13 protein-coding genes are annotated in these 16,727 nt (G+C 60.7%); 11 read left to right on the top strand and 2 right to left on the bottom strand.

Going from position 1 to position 16,727, the window contains the following annotated elements; genetic code table 11:
* Positions 1-2 precede the first annotated feature (2 nt).
* From rpsD to dsbD, 4 genes are all read left to right on the top strand, one after another.
* On the top strand, positions 3-626 hold the full coding sequence (gene rpsD, locus OX459_RS15990) for a 30S ribosomal protein S4 (RefSeq protein ID WP_010394478.1): 624 nt from the start codon (positions 3-5) through the stop codon (positions 624-626).
* 106 nt (positions 627-732) lie between these two features.
* Complete coding sequence (gene rpoA / locus OX459_RS15985; RefSeq protein WP_008444343.1) at positions 733-1,710, top strand: DNA-directed RNA polymerase subunit alpha; 978 nt, start codon at positions 733-735, stop codon at positions 1,708-1,710.
* A 133-nt stretch (positions 1,711-1,843) separates the two neighbouring features.
* On the top strand, positions 1,844-2,236 hold the full coding sequence (gene rplQ / locus OX459_RS15980; protein ID WP_034753219.1) for a 50S ribosomal protein L17: 393 nt from the start codon (positions 1,844-1,846) through the stop codon (positions 2,234-2,236).
* A gap of 248 nt (positions 2,237-2,484) precedes the next feature.
* A complete protein-coding gene (dsbD, locus tag OX459_RS15975; protein ID WP_289906098.1) occupies positions 2,485-4,359 on the top strand; it encodes a protein-disulfide reductase DsbD in 1,875 nt (624 codons plus the stop codon).
* Positions 4,360-4,430: 71 nt separating this feature from the next.
* Here the strand turns inward: dsbD and OX459_RS15970 are convergent, their stop codons facing one another.
* Positions 4,431-4,964: a Spy/CpxP family protein refolding chaperone gene (locus tag OX459_RS15970; RefSeq protein WP_289905793.1), complete on the bottom strand. Its 534-nt coding sequence runs from the start codon at positions 4,962-4,964 to the stop codon at positions 4,431-4,433.
* 186 nt (positions 4,965-5,150) lie between these two features.
* On the opposite strand from OX459_RS15970, the gene OX459_RS15965 reads away from it, so the two are divergent.
* From OX459_RS15965 to OX459_RS15945, 5 genes are all read left to right on the top strand, one after another.
* Positions 5,151-5,879 (top strand): response regulator, encoded by a 729-nt coding sequence (locus OX459_RS15965; RefSeq protein ID WP_034753223.1) that lies wholly within the window; start codon positions 5,151-5,153, stop codon positions 5,877-5,879.
* Positions 5,876-7,234 (top strand): ATP-binding protein, encoded by a 1,359-nt coding sequence (locus OX459_RS15960; protein ID WP_099665736.1) that lies wholly within the window; start codon positions 5,876-5,878, stop codon positions 7,232-7,234. The genes OX459_RS15965 and OX459_RS15960 overlap by 4 nt, the downstream gene beginning before the upstream one ends.
* Positions 7,235-7,322: 88 nt before the next feature.
* Complete coding sequence (locus tag OX459_RS15955; RefSeq protein ID WP_289905792.1) at positions 7,323-8,495, top strand: efflux RND transporter periplasmic adaptor subunit; 1,173 nt, start codon at positions 7,323-7,325, stop codon at positions 8,493-8,495.
* Positions 8,492-11,602 (top strand): efflux RND transporter permease subunit, encoded by a 3,111-nt coding sequence (locus OX459_RS15950; RefSeq protein WP_099665734.1) that lies wholly within the window; start codon positions 8,492-8,494, stop codon positions 11,600-11,602. The genes OX459_RS15955 and OX459_RS15950 overlap by 4 nt, the downstream gene beginning before the upstream one ends.
* 271 nt (positions 11,603-11,873) lie before the next feature.
* Complete coding sequence (locus OX459_RS15945) at positions 11,874-12,749, top strand: hypothetical protein (RefSeq protein ID WP_289905791.1); 876 nt, start codon at positions 11,874-11,876, stop codon at positions 12,747-12,749.
* An 80-nt stretch (positions 12,750-12,829) separates the two neighbouring features.
* On the opposite strand, the gene yihA is transcribed toward OX459_RS15945, so the two are convergent.
* Positions 12,830-13,567 carry a ribosome biogenesis GTP-binding protein YihA/YsxC gene (gene yihA / locus OX459_RS15940; protein WP_077398853.1) on the bottom strand — a complete coding sequence of 246 codons (738 nt, stop codon included), beginning with the start codon at positions 13,565-13,567 and terminating at the stop codon, positions 12,830-12,832.
* 186 nt (positions 13,568-13,753) lie between these two features.
* Here yihA and OX459_RS15935 point away from each other — a divergent pair, with 186 nt between their 5' ends.
* A complete protein-coding gene (locus tag OX459_RS15935) occupies positions 13,754-14,425 on the top strand; it encodes a c-type cytochrome (protein ID WP_289905790.1) in 672 nt (223 codons plus the stop codon).
* Between the two features lie 184 nt (positions 14,426-14,609).
* Positions 14,610-16,706: a cytochrome c biogenesis protein ResB gene (locus tag OX459_RS15930; protein WP_289905789.1), complete on the top strand. Its 2,097-nt coding sequence runs from the start codon at positions 14,610-14,612 to the stop codon at positions 16,704-16,706.
* Positions 16,707-16,727 lie beyond the last annotated feature (21 nt).

Genomic DNA, 16,727 nt, shown 5'->3' with positions numbered 1-16,727 from the left:
TCGTGGCACGTTATATCGGACCTAAAGCAAAACTTTCCCGCCGTGAAGGTACAGACCTGTTCCTGAAGAGCGCACGTCGCTCGCTGGACAGCAAGTGCAAACTGGACGTCAAGCCAGGCCAGCACGGTGTCAAATCCGGCGCCCGCACCTCGGACTACGGTAACCAACTGCGCGAAAAGCAAAAAGTCAAGCGCATGTACGGCGTGCTGGAACGTCAATTCCGCCGCTACTTCGCTGAAGCAGACCGTCGTAAAGGCAACACCGGCGAAACGCTGTTGAAGTTGCTGGAAACGCGTCTGGACAACGTTTGCTACCGCATGGGCTTTGGCTCGACCCGCGCTGAAGCGCGTCAACTGGTCAGCCACAAAGCGTTCACCGTGAACGGTATCGTTGTGAACATCGCTTCGTACGCAGTCAAAGTTGGCGACATCGTTGCTGTTCGTGAAAAATCGAAAAAGCAAGTGCGTATCGTTGAAGCACTGTCGCTGGCTGAACAAGTTGGTATGCCTAGCTGGGTTTCGGTTGATGCCAAGAAAATGGAAGGTACCTTCAAGTCCCTGCCAGAGCGTAACGAAATCGCTAACGACGTCAACGAATCGCTGATCGTCGAGCTGTACTCGCGTTAATAGTAGTTAGCAAGACTCCCGCCCACTCACTTTCTTGAGTGGGCGTTTTACTAATGCCATCAGCCTTATCGGTGTAATGAGCCGAGGGTATTGAAAAGGACATTTCATGCAAAACAGTTTGTTGAAGCCACGTATTATCGATGTTGAAGCTCTCGGTGCAGGTCACGCCAAGGTCGTGATGGAACCGTTCGAGCGCGGCTATGGCCACACATTGGGTAACGCGTTGCGCCGCGTTCTGCTGTCGTCGATGGTAGGCTACGCGCCGACCGAAGTGACGATCGCCGGCGTCGTCCACGAATATTCCTCCCTCGATGGCGTGCAAGAAGACGTCGTCGATCTGTTGCTGAACTTGAAGGGTGTGGTTTTCAAAGTCCACAACCGCGATTCGGTAACCCTGACCCTGAAAAAAGAAGGCGAAGGCGCGATCCTGGCCTCCGATATCGACCTGCCGCATGACGTCGAACTGATCAACCCTGACCACGTGATCGCCCACCTGACCGCTGGTGGCAAGCTGGACATGCAGATCAAGGTTGAAAAAGGCCGCGGCTACGTTCCTGGTAACGTGCGTCGTCTGTCGGAAGACACGAACAAGACCATCGGCCGCATCATTCTGGATGCGTCGTTCTCGCCAGTGCGCCGTGTATCGTACTTCGTTGAATCGGCCCGCGTTGAACAGCGTACCGACCTGGACAAGCTGATCATCAACATCGAAACCAACGGCGTGATCTCGCCGGAAGAAGCGATCCGCCAGTCGGCCCGCGTCCTGGTGGACCAGTTGAATGTGTTCGCTGCCCTGGAAGGCACGGAAGCCGCCGCCGAAGCGCCATCGCGCGCTCCGCTGGTCGATCCTATCCTGTTGCGTCCAGTCGACGACCTGGAGTTGACCGTGCGTTCGGCGAACTGCCTGAAAGCGGAAAACATCTACTACATCGGCGACCTGATCCAACGTTCGGAAAACGAACTGCTGAAAACGCCAAACCTGGGCCGCAAGTCCCTGAACGAAATCAAGGAAGTGCTGGCATCGCGCGGCTTGACCTTGGGCATGAAGCTGGAAAACTGGCCGCCTGCCGGCCTGGAAAAGTAATTCGTAGTTGTAGCAAACTGCCTGGGACAGGTGTCCCAGGCTTTTATTTTGTAGCACCAAACCGGCCCGCGATGAAGCTTCTGCCTCATTGATCGAAGAGCTGGAATTTAAACACTCACCGAAAGGATTTATCATGCGTCACGGTCACGGCCTCCGTAAACTGAATCGTACCTCGTCCCACCGTCTGGCAATGCTGCGCAACATGACAGTATCGCTGCTGCGTCACGAAGCGATCAAAACCACCCTGCCAAAAGCAAAAGAACTGCGCCGCGTTGTCGAGCCAATTCTGACCCTGGGCAAAACCGACTCCCTGGCAAACAAGCGTCTGGCCTTCAACCGCCTGCGCGACCGTGAAATGGTCGTCAAACTGTTCGCTGAACTGGGCCCACGTTTCGCCAACCGTAACGGTGGTTATGTGCGTATCCTGAAAATGGGTTTCCGCGTCGGCGATAACGCTCCTATGGCGTTCGTTGAACTGATGGATCGTCCAGATACGACCGAAGCAGTTGAAGTTGCTGGCGAGTAATCCCAGTAATTGCATCTAAGAAAGCCAGGCCTAGCCTGGCTTTTTTGTTTTCTGCTGCAGCTATCCTTGCTGCGGTGTACTATTCTTCTTTCGCGCCGGCCCGGCACAAGCGCTGCCTGCTCCGCGCGACTCTTGTCGAATGGCACAGCTGATGCCGCAGAAAAAGGTTGTTCATGTCCCGTTTCCCTTCCAGCGCCACCGCGCGCGCCGCTCCCCTACATCAACTGCTGATCTGGCTTGCCACCTGTATGCTGCTGGCCATGGCCGTCTTTGGCGCCAATCATGCCCGCGCCGACGATGAATTCCTCGACCCCGAGCTGGCGTTCAAATTTTCCGCCCGCATGCAGGACCCGTCCACCATCGCCGTCACGTATGTGATTGCAGATGGCTACTATATGTACCACGAGCGCTTCAAGTTCGAAGCCGTGGGCGCCAAGCTGGGTACGCCCGTGTATCCGAAGGGCAAGGTCAAGTTCGACGACACTTTCCAGAAGAACGTGGAAACCTTCCGCCAGACCCTCACCATCACCATTCCCGTGGAAGCGGGTGGCGCGTTCACCCTGAAGGCGACGGGCCAGGGCTGCTCGGACAAGGGCCTATGCTATGCGCCGCAGGATGCCACGGCTCAGCTGGTGGGCGGTGGCGGCGGCCAGAGCATGGCGCCGGGCGGCTTGCCGTCGAAATTCGCCTTGCCGGCCGCGCCGGCAGTCGACACGGCCGCCGTCAACGGCCCGCAGGCGCAGGCGTCGCCTGGCGTGTCCGTCATGAGCATTCCCCAGGCCAATATCACCAGCACGCCCGAGCCGGTAGCGGCAGCGCCCGTGGCGGCCAGCCCTGCGCCCGCGCAAAGCGAGATGGGCAAGATCGAGGCGGCCCTGAAGGGCGGCAAGCTGCTCGTCATCGTGCCCCTGTTCATGCTGCTGGGCCTGGGCCTGGCATTTACGCCATGCGTGCTGCCGATGGTGCCGATTTTGTCGTCGATCATCATCGGCGATGGCGCCAAGGTCAGCCGTTCGCGCGGCTTGCTGCTGTCGCTGACGTACGCGTTGGGCATGGCCATCGTCTACACGGCGCTGGGCGTGGCGGCCGGCCTGGCAGGCGAAGGCCTGGCGGCCCAGCTGCAAAATCCGTGGGTGCTGGGCTTCTTTGCCCTGCTGATGGCAGGCCTGGCGCTGTCGATGTTCGGCTTGTATGAGCTGCAAGTGCCGGCTTTCCTGCAAGGCAAGCTGACGTCCGTGTCGAATCAGCAATCGTCGGGCCGCCTGGCGGGCGTGTTCGTCATGGGCGCCATTTCCGCCCTGATCGTGGGGCCCTGCGTGGCCGCGCCGCTGGCCGGTGCCTTGCTGTACATCAGCCAGACGCGCGACGTCGTCATCGGCGGCAGCGCCTTGTTTGCCATGGCGGTGGGCATGAGCGTGCCTCTGCTGTTGGTGGGCGTGTCGGCCGGCACCTTGCTGCCCCGCGCCGGCGCCTGGATGGACGCCGTCAAGCGCTTCTTTGGCGTACTGCAGCTGGGCGTGGCCTGGTGGCTGGTCTCGCCCGTGCTGCCGGGCGCCGTGCAGATGCTGGGCTGGACGGTGCTGTTCGTCGGCTATGGCATGTATTTGCTGGTGGGCAAGAGCGGCGCGAAGAATGCCTGGATCGCCAAAGCCTTTGGCCTCGTGTTTGCCGTGCTGGGCGCGATGCAACTGGTGGGCGTGGCCAGCGGTGGCCGCGATCCGCTGGCGCCACTGGCCCACCTCGGCGGTGGGCAAGTGCATGCGCAACCGTTTATGCGCGTAAAGACCGTGGCGCAGCTCGATGCGGCGCTGGCGCAGTTGAACGGCAAGCCGGCCCTGCTGGACTTTTATGCGGACTGGTGCGTGTCCTGCATCGAAATGGAAAAACTTACCTTCGTCGATCCCGCCGTGCGCGAGAAGATGGGGCAAGCCGTGCTGCTGCAAGTGGACGTGACGGCCAATGATGCGGACGACAAGGCCATGCTGAAACGTTTTCAGCTGTTCGGCCCGCCGGGCATCATCATGTTCAACCCGCAAGGGCAGGAAATCGCCCAGTCGCGCGTGATCGGCTTCCAGAACGCCGCCACCTTCCTGACCTCGTTGCGCAAGCTCGACGGGCAGTAAGCGGTCACTTGTCTCGCCAACAAGAAAAAGCCTGCATTGCAGGCTTTTTCTGTGTTTACACCCGCTACAACTTAGCCGGCTTTGGGATGCTGCTGCATGCCGTCGTGACCGCCATGGTGGCCACCGCGGTGGCCGCCGTGCTTGCCGCCAGGCACGCTGTCGTCAAACACTTTCTTTTGCTCCGGCGTCAGCACGGCATAAAAGGTTTTCAGCGAGGCCAGGCGGCTTTCCTGGTTCGCGATGCGCTCCTTCGACATGGCGATCCATTGCTCCATGCGTTCCGGCGCCGACAGCTTGGCCATCGCTTCGCGCTTGGCTTTCCAGTCGCCCATCGGTTTTTTCGGCGCATTGGCGGCCGTGAAAGTGGCCCAGGCCGGTTCCTGCGCGGCCGTCAGCTTCAGTTTGTCGTGCAGGCGGGCCTGGTACTTGGCCATGCGCTCGGCCGGGTTGCCGCCGCGGTGGCCTTCGTGTTGCATCTTGGTACTGGCGGCAGGCGCGCTGGCGGCCGCTTCCTGGGCGTGGACGGTCAGCGATGCCGCACCCATGCCGAGTACGCTCATGGCGATGATCAAATTCTTGCGCAAGGTTGTCATTGAGGCGTTCATCTGGATTCCTTTGTAAAAGTGAGGGATGTACATGCTGCTGCACATGAATCCATGTTGGACGCGCCATGTTTCCCCGAAGTGTCCGCTGCCAGACAGTTTGTATCTATATGTTTCTTCGGGTCTCCTATATACAAGACGATACAAATGCGCTGTGCAAGGCCGGGGGAAGTGGGGATAATTCGTACCATGGAACCCACTTCTACAATTCTCATCGTCGACGATGACCGCGATATCCGCAGCTTGCTGGCGGACTACCTGGAAACGAACGCCTACCGCACCCTGGGCGCGGCAGATGGCACGGCCATGTGGAAAATCCTCGACGAAACGCGGCCCGACTTGATCGTGCTGGACTTGAACCTGCCCGGCGACGATGGCCTGACCCTGTGCCGCAAGCTGCGCGCCCAATCGACGGTGCCGGTGATCATGTTGACGGCGCGCAATGAACCGCTGGACCGCATCCTGGGCCTGGAAATGGGCGCCGACGATTACTTGCCGAAGCCGTTCGAACCGCGCGAATTGCTGGCGCGCATACGCAGCGTGCTGCGCCGCAGCCATGCCATGCCGTCGAACGTGCCATCGGACAAGGCGCAGCAAATCCGCTTTTCCGGCTGGACCCTGGACTTGACGGCGCGCCACCTGCTCAATCCCAGCGGCCTCGTGATCATGCTGTCGGGCGCGGAGTTCCGCTTGCTGCGCGTGTTCCTGGAACACCCGAACCGCGTGCTCAACCGCGACCAGCTGCTGAACCTGACGCAGGGCCGCGACGCCGACCCGTTCGACCGCTCGATCGATATCCAGATCAGCCGCCTGCGGCAAAAGCTCGGTGAAGATGCCCGCTTGCCGCAAATCATCAAGACCGTGCGCAACGGCGGCTACGTGCTGGCCGGCCAGGTCAATGTGGAGCCGCACGCGTGAAGGCCTTCCTGGGGTCGATGACGGGCCGTGTCTTCATGTTTCTGCTGATCGGCATCGTCGCGTCGGCCGCGCTGACGCAGTGGCTGGCCGTGGGCGAACGCCAGCGCGCCATCGAGCAATACCGCGACTACCACGCCGTCGAGCGGGCCGAGCAGCTGGTGATGGCGGCCGACGTGGTGCCGCTGGCCTCGCGCGCTGCCTACCTGAAAGTGGCCAACAAGGGCAGCGTGCGCCTGGAACTGCGTCCTGAAACGGAACATACGCCCGGCGCGCCGACGGAGTTTTCCACCGCGCTGCAAGCCAAGCTGGGCGAAGGTTTCAAGGTCAGCGCGCTGGCCGAACGCCCGGCCGCCTGCGTCAAACCGCGCCAGACGCCGGGCATGTTTGCCGCCAAGCCATGGGGCGGCACGTGCGAAAACCTCGACGTGCGCATGCAGGATGGCCACGTACTGCGCCTGATGGTCTTGCCGCCGCGCCAGCAGCCGCCGTTCAACGAACACAACGACTGGATGACCTTGCTGCCTTTCCTGATCAGCATCGCCATCCTCGCCTACCTGGTCACGCGCATGACCATGCGCCCGCTCAAGCAACTGGCGCAGGCGGCGAAAGACCTGGGCAACGACATCAACCATCCGCCGCTGACCCTGTCGGGCGCCAGCGAGATCCGCCAGGCCAGCGCCGCCTTCAATGCCATGCAGGCGCGCATCCGCCAGCATATTTCCCAGCGGACACAGATGCTGGCGGCCATCACGCACGACTTGCAGACGCCGCTGACGCGCTTGCGTTTGCGCCTGGAAAAAGTGGCCGATACGGAATTGTATGACCGCCTCGTGGGCGATTTGTCGGCCATGCAGAGCATGGTCAAGGAAGGGCTGGATCTGGCCCGTTCGATGGATAGCACGGAAGCGATGCAGGCGCTCGACCTCGATTCCCTGTTAGATAGCGTCTGTTCCGACGCAGCTGATGCCGGCCAGAAAGTCACCCTGAATGGGCAGGCAGGCATGGCCTTGATGGCGCGTCCGATCGCCATGCGGCGCTGCCTGGTGAACTTGATCGACAATGCCGTCAAATATGGCCTGTACGCGCAAGTTGCCGTCGAGCGCATCCCGGGTGCCGCGCGCATCCGCATCCGCGACGGGGGGCCAGGCATTGCGCCAGATCAATTGGCTAAAGTGTTCGAACCGTTTTATCGCATCGAGACTTCGCGTTCGCGCGAATCGGGCGGCACGGGCCTGGGCTTGACCATCGCGCGCAATATCGCCGAACAGCATGGCGCCACGGTTTCACTGCTCAATCATGTCGACGGTGGACTGGAAGTCACCCTCATCGTGCCCGAGTATTACGCAGGAAAGTGAGTATTTCCGTGCGACAATATTGTGCTTTATGCCCCCCTGGCAACTACCTTCAACCTGCAGCCCTGCGCTGCGACAGCGTGACAGAACAATGAAAAAGACTAGTCTGGCAATCCTCGTGGGTGCGGCCCTGTGTATCGGCGGCGGCATCTGGTATTTCAATCATCAGCCCGGCGCGGCGAGCGGTGGGCAGGATGGTAAAGGGGGCAAGGGCGGACAAGCGCCGACGACGGTGAGCGTGGTCGTTCCGGTGCGCCAGGATGTGCCGATGGTGCTGCAAGCCAATGGCAGCGTGATGCCGATCAGCAGCGTCGATTTGCACCCGCAGACGACCAGCACGATTACCAAGGTGCATATCCGCGAAGGCCAGTTCGTCAAGCAGGGCGAGCTGATGTTCACTCTCGATGCGCGTAGCGAACACGCGAATGTCGACAAGGCGCAGGCGCAGGTCTTGCGCGACCGCGCCTCGGTGCAGGACTTCGAGCGCCAGCTCAAGCGCAGCCAGGATTTGCTGAGCAAGAACTTTATTGCTCAGGGCGCCGTCGATACCCTGCAAAGCCAGCTCGACGCGGCACGCGCCTTGCTGGCTGCCGACCAGGCCGCCTTGCGCGCCGCCCAGGTCGATTCCAGCTACACCGTCCTGCGCGCGCCGCAGGCGGGCAGGGTAGGGGCCATCAATGTCTATGCGGGCAGCCTGGTGCAGCCGACCACGTCGCTCACCAGCATCACCCAGCTCGACCCGATCGACGTGTCGTTCACCTTGCCGGAAAGCAGCCTGTCCGGCCTGCTGGCGGCGCAAAAGGCGGGTGAGGTGCCTGTCACGGCGCTGCTGTCCGATGCGGGCGGCAAGCAGCTCGACGGCAAACTGAACTTTATCGACAATGCCGTCGATTCCGCCACCGGCGTGATCCGGATCAAGGCGCGGTTCAATAATGGCGGCACCGATTTGTGGCCAGGCCAGTACGTGAATACGCAGCTGACCGTGCGCACCCTCAAGGATGCGCTGGTGATCCCGCAAAACGCCATCATCACGAGTACTTCCGGCACCTTCGTATACTCGATGGAGGCGGACAGTACGGCCAAGATGCGCAAGGTAAGCCGCGTGTACGCGTTCGGGCCGAGTGCTGTCGTCACCGGCCTGGCAGGCGATGAAAAAGTCATCGTCGATGGCAAGCAGAACTTGCGTCCAGGCAGTAAGGTGCGCCTGGCGGAAAAACACAAGGCCGCCGATGGCGCCGCCGCACCGCAGGGCAAGCCAGCATGAACCTGTCCGAACTGAGCATCCGCCGCCCCGTCATGGTGGTGCTGCTGTCCCTCTCCATCATCCTGGCCGGCGTGCTGGCCTATCTGCAAATTCCCGTGGCGGCCTTGCCGAGCTACAACACGCCCGTCATCAACGTCAGTGCCGACCTGGCCGGCGCCAGCCCGGAAACCATGGCCTCGTCGGTGGCCTTGCCACTGGAAAAACAATTTTCCACCATTTCCGGCCTCAGCCTGATCACGTCCACGAGCACGCTGGGCAATACCTCGCTGACCCTGGAATTTGACGCCAGCATCAATGTCAACGAGGCGGCCGTCGACGTGCAAGCCGCGCTGCTGCGCGCGCAGCGCCAGTTGCCGACGGAAATGACGGATTTGCCATCCTACCGCAAGGTCAATCCCGCCGATGCGCCGGTGCTGTTCATCCAGATGACGTCGCCATCGCTGAACTTGTCGGATCTCAACGATTATGCGGAAAACCTGATCGCCCCGAGCCTGTCGACCCTGCCTGGCGTGGCCCAGGTGATCGTGAATGGCCAGAAGCGCTTTGCCGTACGCGTGCGCGCCCGTGCCGACCTGATGAATGCGCGCAACCTGACGATGGACGAGCTGGCTACCGCCTTGCGCACCTCGAACACGAATTCCCCGCTGGGCATCCTGGACGGCCCGAGCCAGACCCTGACCATCCAGGGCAATCCGCAAATGATGAAAGCGGCCGATTTTGCCGAACTGATCGTCGCCAGCCGCAACGGCCAGCCCGTGCGCCTGAAGGACGTGGCCGAGGTGGAAGACAGCTTTCAATCGATCAAGGCCGTCGGCAGTTTCAACGGTGAGCGCTCGATCAGCCTGATGGTGCAGCGCCAACCGGATGCCAACACCGTGCAAGTGGTCGATGGCGTGCGCCGTTTGTTGCCTGGGTTCAAGGAACAATTGCCGCAATCGATACAGATCAGTCTGGTTAACGACCGTTCGCTGTCGATACGCGAAGCCATCCACGACGTCAATTTGACCTTGGCCCTGACGGTGGTGCTGGTGGTGCTGGTGATCTTCCTGTTCCTGCACCGCGCGGCCGCCACCTTCATTCCTGCCGTCACCATGCCGATTTCCCTGCTGGGCGCCCTGGCCCTGCTGTACTGGCTCGGCTACAGCCTCGACAACGTCTCGCTGCTGGGCATTACCCTGGCCGTCGGCTTGGTTGTCGACGATGCCATCGTGGTGCTGGAAAACATCGTGCGCCATATCGAAATGGGCAAGAAACCGATACGCGCGGCCCTGGAAGGGGCAAAAGAGATGGGCTTTACCATCATCTCGATTTCCGTCTCGCTGGTGGCCGTGTTCATCCCCATCTTCTTCATGCCGGGCGTGATCGGCTTGCTGTTCCATGAGTTCGCCGTTGTCGTATCGCTGGCCGTGCTGGTGTCCGCCATCGTCTCGCTGACCCTGGTGCCGATGCTGGCCAGCCGCTTCCTGCCGGCCGATTCGCGCGAGCACAATGACAGCGACCCCAGCCATGGCGAAAAAACCTTCATCGGCCGCCATTTCGAAGCGGGTTTCACGAAGTTGCGCAACGGTTACGTGCATCTGCTCGACAAGGCCCTGGCGCACCGCAACGTGGTGCTGTTCGTTGCCGTGTGTACCTTTGCGCTGACGGTGCTGTTGTACGCCACGATACCGAAGGGTTTCTTCCCGGAAGAAGATCTGGGCCAGATCCAGGTCAATACGGAAGCGTCGGAAGATATTTCCTCGGCGGCACTGCAGGATTTGCAAGCCCGCGTGGCGGCCGTGCTCAAGGCGGACCCCAGCGTGCAGGATGTGACCTCGTTCGTCGGCGGCGGCAACACGGGGCGCATGTTCATGGTCTTGAAACCGCGCAACGAGCGGCCGAAAATGCCCGTGGTGCTGGAAAACCTGCGCCGCGCGACGAGTACCGTGCCCGGCATGGCCGTGTATTTCCGGCCCGTGCAAAACTTGCAGCTGGGCGGACGCCAGAGCAAGAGCCGCTACCAGTACACCTTGCAAAGCGTCAGTCCCGACGCCTTGAATGACTGGGCGGAAAAGTTTATTGCCGGAATGCGCACGGATCCCGCCTTCCGCGACGTCACCAGCGATTCGCAGATCAAGGGCTTGCAGGCGTCGCTCAGGATAGACCGCGACAAGGCCAATTTGCTGGGCGTGCAAATGTCCGACATCCGCACGGCCCTGTACAGCGCCTTTGGCGAGCGGCAAGTGTCGACCATCTATTCGTCGGCAGCCAGCTATTACGTGATCCTGGAAGCGGCCACGGCAGACCGACAGTACGACGATGCGCTCACGCGCGTGTCCGTGCGCAGCAAGACGGGCGAACTGGTGAAACTGTCGAGTATTGCCTACGTGGAACGCACGATCGGGCCCACGTCCGTGAATCACCAGGGGCAGTTGCAGGCTGTTACCATCGCCTTCAACCTGGCGCCGGATGTGCCGCTGGGCATCGCCACGGGCAAGATCGACGCGATGGCCAAGGACATGAGCTTGCCGGCCTCCATCATCACGCGCTACGGCGGCGACGCGGCCGTGTTCCAGAGCTCGCAGTCGAGCCAGATCATCCTCATCATTGCCGCGCTGGCCGTGATCTACGTGCTGCTCGGCGTGTTGTATGAAAGCTATATCCACCCGCTGACCATCCTGGCCGGCTTGCCATCGGCGGCCGTGGGGGCGCTGCTGACCCTGCGCCTGTTCGGCATGGACCTGACCATGATCGCCATCATCGGCATTTTGATGCTGATCGGCATCGTCAAGAAAAATGCCATCATGATGATCGACTTCGCCCTGCATGCGCAGCGCAACGACGGGCTGGCGCCGGCGGAGGCCATCCGGCAGGCTTGCATCCTGCGTTTCCGCCCCATCATGATGACGTCGGCGGCAGCCTTGATGGGTGCCTTGCCGATCGCCCTGGGCCTGGGCGCCGGCGCCGAGCTGCGCCAGCCGCTGGGACTGGCCGTGGTCGGCGGCTTGCTCTTTTCGCAAGTCATTACCCTGTTCATCACCCCCGTGATTTATCTGTTCCTGGACAAGTACAGCGGCACGGGACCGTTGACGGACGAGCAATTGGTGGCGCTCGACAACAAGGCCTGATCCGCCGCACGGCCAGCACCGGCGCCCCGTTCCTGAGTGAATGCGGCGCCGGTTTTGTATGGGCCGTGATACATACGGTAACAACCGTCAAGGGACGGCTAGGGTACGCTGATACCGCTGCAAGGAAAGTCGCTATCCTGTACGCTTCGGGTTGGAAATGCCGAGGAAGTGTTCCCAAAAGCAAGGGACTCTGGCACTATGGCTGCCCTGTAAGATTACTTTTGTCGCTACACAGAAAGCACGATTCATTTTGCATGACACGACCCATTTGATGGCTGCCGATTCCGATGTTTGCCCCACCTGCGGGCAAGTCATCCAGCCACCACCGGCCTACGGGTCCAAGACCAGCACCATGCGCAAGGTGGCGCTCGGCGTGTCCGTCTTGCTGCACGTGCTGCTGGCGGCGTATGTCCTATTTCGTAGCGACAAGATCGAAAAGATCCCGCCGCCGAAGAAGGAAAGCGCGATGGTCTACATTGCGCCGCTGAAAGACAAGCCGCAACCGAAACCCACGCCGAAACCGAAGGACACGAAAGTGGCCAAGGTCAAACCGCCACCGGCGCCGAGCAAGCGCGTGGTCACGAAAGACGTGCCGCGCGACAAGCCGAAACTGGAAACCTTCACGCCGCCGCTGGTGTCGAAAGTGCCGTTGCCGCCGCCGCCCGCTGAAGACATGAGTTCGATGATCGAGCAGCGCCGCAAGCAGCGTCAGGCGCAAAATCCCGCGCCGCCGGCCGAGGAAAGCGAAAACGACCGCGCCATGCGCGTGGCCAAGGCGAATATCGCCGGCGCCCAGGGACGCAATTCCGGCAGCGACCGCGAGGATTCGGGCGGCGTGTTTTCCATCGTCAACCAGACCTCGTTCAGCGCGGAAGTCAAGTTCAAGGGCTGGAACGGCAACTTCAAGCGCAACTGGCTGAAGCAGGAAAAAGTGGAGCTGGGAAATGAGCCCGATATCGAAACGGCCATCCTGAAGAAGATGATCCAGCTGATCCGTGCCGAGAAACCGGGCGACTTCGTGTGGGAATCGCGCCGCCTGGGACGTAACGTCAACCTCAGCGCCCGCGTGGAAGACACGGCCGAGCTGATGGCTTTCCTGCGCCAGGAATTCTTTTCCGAGAAACGGCCAGGGCCGGGACGGCGCTAGGCGCTCGTCAAACTGATGGCAATAAAAAAGGCTGCACCGTGTGAACGGGCAGCCTTTTTTTTACGCAGCGTTGATCTCGATCAAGCCGGTTTGTCCGATTCCGGCTCGACGTCGTCTTCCATGTCGATCAATTCGACCATCTGGGCCGCGCCGTCTTCGCTGATGCCGGCCAGTTCCATGATCTTGTCGTTGGCTTCGTCGATGCCGACTCTTTTCAGGGCCGAGAACAGTTGCACGGTGAACGGGAAACCGACGCCGTCTTCATCCACATAGCTGTCGAGCTTGGCTTTCGCCTGGCGCAAGGCATTCACGGATTCATTCCGGTTCAGCTTATCGACCTTGGTCAGGATGCAGTGGATCGGTTTACCCGTCGGGGCGAACCATTCCAGCATTTGAATGTCCAGGTCGGTGAACGGACGGCGCGAATCCATGATCAGGATCAAACCCGCCAATTGCTCGCGGCGCTGCACGTAGTCGCCCAGCAGGCGCTGCCAGTGCAATTTGGCCGAGCCCGATACTTCCGCGTAGCCGTAGCCCGGCAAGTCGACCAGCAGGCATTCGATCTCTTCGACGATAGTGGCATCCTTGCGGTGCTGCGCCACGTGGGCGCCGCCGATGGAGAAGTAGTTGATGTGCTGGGTACGGCCAGGTGTCTTGGAGGCGAACGCCAAGCCTTTCTGATTACACAAGATGTTGATGGCGGTCGATTTACCGGCATTGGAGCGGCCGGCAAAGGCGATTTCCGGCACCGTGGTATCGGGCAGGTCACGCAATTGGTTGACGGTCGTAAAGAAGCGGGCTTGCCAGAGTTTTGACATGGGAGTAGTAAAGCAACAAAAGGGAGCGATAAGGGAGCGATAACGCCAAGAAGCTATTGTACAATAAGGGGTTGTTTATTGTTGCCGGCGTAGCAGCGATGCGGCTTGCGGCCCTGAAAATAAAGCAAAAATCCACAGGGCGCGGCAATGTCCACCACTAATTTCTCACTGTCTCAGGGTGCCTGAATGAATCGTGCGTTTTCACCGTTTATCAAATCCATGCTGCTCGCATTGCTGGCTGTATCGGCAACTGCCTCCGCGGTCGAAGCAGCGAAACCGGCCGTCAAGGCCGACGCCGCCAAGGGCGCCACCCTGTACGCCGATGGCGATGCGGCGCGCGGCTTGCCTGCCTGCGTCTCCTGCCATGGCGCGGCCGGCAATTCGACCATCACGGTCAATCCGAAACTGGCCGGCCAGCACGAAAGCTATATCTACAAGCAATTGGTCGACTTCACCACGCCGGAACGCAACCAGCCCGTCATGACGACGTACGCAAAGATGCTCAGCGACGCCGACAAGAAGAATATCGCCGCCTACCTGGGCGCGCAGCTGTCCAAGCCGGGCGCCGCGAAAAACAAGGATACGATCGACCTGGGCAAGAAAATCTACCGTGGTGGCATTGCTTCCAAGCAAGTTGCCGCCTGCGCCAGCTGTCATGGCGCGACGGGCAATGGCATTCCCGTCCAGTATCCGCGCATCGCCGGCCAGCACCAGGATTACACGGTGGCCCAGCTGACCATGTTCCGCAGCACCAAGGCTGATGCCCGCAAGAACAGCGCGCAAATGCACACCATCGCCGCCCGCATGTCGGATGACGAGATCGCCGCCGTTGCCGATTACATCGCCGGCCTGAAGTAAGTTTTCATAGTGGCAAGAGATTGCCAGGCGCACCAGCGCGCATGAACGAGGGCGGCCGTCTCAACAGGCTGCCCTTTTTTATGGCAGGGGCCAAACAGGAGTATGCTGCCGCCTTGCGCGGAGAAACTATCAGCTCCATGCCACATTTTCTTGAAGATTGCATATCCCGTATGAGTATCCACGTATGAGCACAGGCACGACCGGAATCGAGTTAAAGACCCAACGCCGCAGCCTGGCTGAATTCGTCGAGCTGGTCTCGTCGATGCGCTTTGCCATCAGCCTGCTGACCCTGATCGCCGTCGCCTCCATCATCGGCACCGTGCTCAAGCAAAACGAGCCCATGCCCAATTATGTCAACCAGTTCGGGCCGTTCTGGTTCACCGTTTTCGACAAGCTGAGCCTGTATTCCGTGTATTCGGCCTGGTGGTTCCTCGTGATCATGGGTTTCCTCGTCGCCTCGACCTCGCTGTGCATCGTGCGCAATGCGCCGAAGATGCTCAAGGACATGCGCAGCTGGCGCGACAATGTGCGCGAGCAATCGCTGCGCAATTTCCACCACAAGCTGGAATGGCAGGCGCCGCTGCCGCGCGCCGTGCTGGCGCAGCAGATGGTGATGCGCCTGAAAGACGCCGGCTACGGTGCCAAGGTGGTCGAGAAGGACAACGCCACCCTGGTGGCCGCCAAGCGGGGCGCCGCCAATAAATGGGGCTATATCTTTGCCCACGGCGCCATCGTCATCATCTGTGTGGGCGGCTTGCTCGACTCGGAAATGCCGATCCGCGTACAGCAATGGTTCTTTGGCAAGACGCCGTTTTCCGGCAGCGGCGTGATCGCCGACATTCCCGCCCAGCACCGCCTGAGCCTGTCGAACCCCACTTTCCGCGGCAATACCATGATCCCGGAAGGCTCGTCGAGCAACACGGCCATCATTCCCCAGGCCGATGGCGTGCTGATCCAGGATTTGCCCATCACGATCTTGTTGAAGAAATTCCATATCGATTTTTACAGCACGGGCATGCCGAAGCTGTTTGCCAGCGACGTGGTCGTCACCGACCATGCGACGGGGGAAAGTTTCCCTGCAACCATCAAAGTCAACCAGCCTCTGCTTTACAAGGGCCTGGCCCTATACCAGTCCAGCTTTGAGGATGGCGGCAGCAAGCTCAAGTTGACGGGTTATCCGATGACGGGCAAGACGACGAAACGCTTCGATATCGGCGGCGAAGTGGGCGGCAGCACGCCGCTCGAGCGCAGCGATGGCAATTCCTACACGGTGGAATGGTCGGGTTTCCGTCCCTTCAACGTGGAAAACCTCAGCGCTGGCCAGGATGTACGCGCCGTCAACAAGGCGGAAAGTTTTAACGATAAATTCGCCGTCGGCCTGGACAAGCGCCTCGGTTCCGCCGCGAAGAACGCGAACAACAAGGATCTCAAGAACGTGGGCCCCTCGGTGCAATACAAATTGCGCGACAAGACGGGCCAGGCGCGCGAATACCAGAACTACATGCAGCCGGTCGCCGTGGATGGCACGACGGTGTTCCTGGCCGGCATGCGCGTCAACCCCAGCGATCCGTTCAGCTATCTGCGCATTCCCGCCGATGACAATTACAGCGTGAACGAATGGATGCGCTTGCGTGCCGCGCTGCAAGATCCCGCGCTGCGCCAGCAAGCCGCCACGCGCTATGCGGCGCGCGCCATGCCGCAGGCGGGCGCGGAAGCCTTGCGCAGCCAGTTGCAGGAATCGGCGGCGAAGAGCCTGGGCATCTTTGCCGGCAATGGGCAAGAGGGCGGTTTCCTCGCCATTTCGCGTTTCCTGGAGAAAATTCCTGCCGCCGAGCAAGAAAAAGCGGCCGACATCTTCATGAAGATCTTGAATGGCAGCCTGTGGGACTTGTGGCAGGCGGCGCGCGCCCAGGATGGCTTGAAGGCCATCGAGGCCGATGACAAGCACGGCCGCTTCCTGCAGCTGGCCACGAATGCGCTGTCCGACAGCTTCTTCTATGGCGCGCCCGTGTATCTGCAACTCGACGACTTTACGGAAATCAAGGCGTCCGTGCTGCAAGTGACGCGTTCGCCGGGCAAGAGCGTCGTCTACCTCGGTTGCCTGTTCCTCGTGATCGGCGTGTTTTCCATGTTTTATATCCGCGAGCGTCGCCTGTGGGTGTGGATCAAGGATGGCGAGGGCGGCAGCGAGGCCTTGATGGCCATGAGCACGCAACGCAAGACCCTGGATTTTGAAAAAGAATTTGAGAACTTGAAGGCAAAGCTGCCGCAATCGGCGTAAGCTGCGCTGTGTCTGGGACGC

It is taken from the genome of Janthinobacterium sp. SUN026 (assembly GCF_030397625.1).
GTDB lineage: Bacteria > Pseudomonadota > Gammaproteobacteria > Burkholderiales > Burkholderiaceae_D > Janthinobacterium > Janthinobacterium kumbetense.
This window is presented reverse-complemented; position numbering and strand designations above follow the sequence as displayed.

Excerpts from the sequence above, each read along its gene's own strand:
- rpoA (WP_008444343.1), top strand. The coding sequence starts at position 733 with ATGCAAAACAGTTTGTTGAAGCCACGTATTATCGATGTTGAAGCTCTC.
- rplQ (WP_034753219.1), top strand. The coding sequence starts at position 1,844 with ATGCGTCACGGTCACGGCCTCCGTAAACTGAATCGTACCTCGTCCCAC.
- dsbD (WP_289906098.1), top strand. The coding sequence starts at position 2,485 with ATGCTGCTGGCCATGGCCGTCTTTGGCGCCAATCATGCCCGCGCCGAC.
- OX459_RS15970 (WP_289905793.1), bottom strand. The coding sequence starts at position 4,964 with ATGAACGCCTCAATGACAACCTTGCGCAAGAATTTGATCATCGCCATG.
- OX459_RS15965 (WP_034753223.1), top strand. The coding sequence starts at position 5,151 with ATGGAACCCACTTCTACAATTCTCATCGTCGACGATGACCGCGATATC.
- OX459_RS15955 (WP_289905792.1), top strand. The coding sequence starts at position 7,323 with ATGAAAAAGACTAGTCTGGCAATCCTCGTGGGTGCGGCCCTGTGTATC.
- OX459_RS15950 (WP_099665734.1), top strand. The coding sequence starts at position 8,492 with ATGAACCTGTCCGAACTGAGCATCCGCCGCCCCGTCATGGTGGTGCTG.
- OX459_RS15945 (WP_289905791.1), top strand. The coding sequence starts at position 11,874 with ATGGCTGCCGATTCCGATGTTTGCCCCACCTGCGGGCAAGTCATCCAG.
- yihA (WP_077398853.1), bottom strand. The coding sequence starts at position 13,567 with ATGTCAAAACTCTGGCAAGCCCGCTTCTTTACGACCGTCAACCAATTG.
- OX459_RS15935 (WP_289905790.1), top strand. The coding sequence starts at position 13,754 with ATGAATCGTGCGTTTTCACCGTTTATCAAATCCATGCTGCTCGCATTG.
- OX459_RS15930 (WP_289905789.1), top strand. The coding sequence starts at position 14,610 with ATGAGCACAGGCACGACCGGAATCGAGTTAAAGACCCAACGCCGCAGC.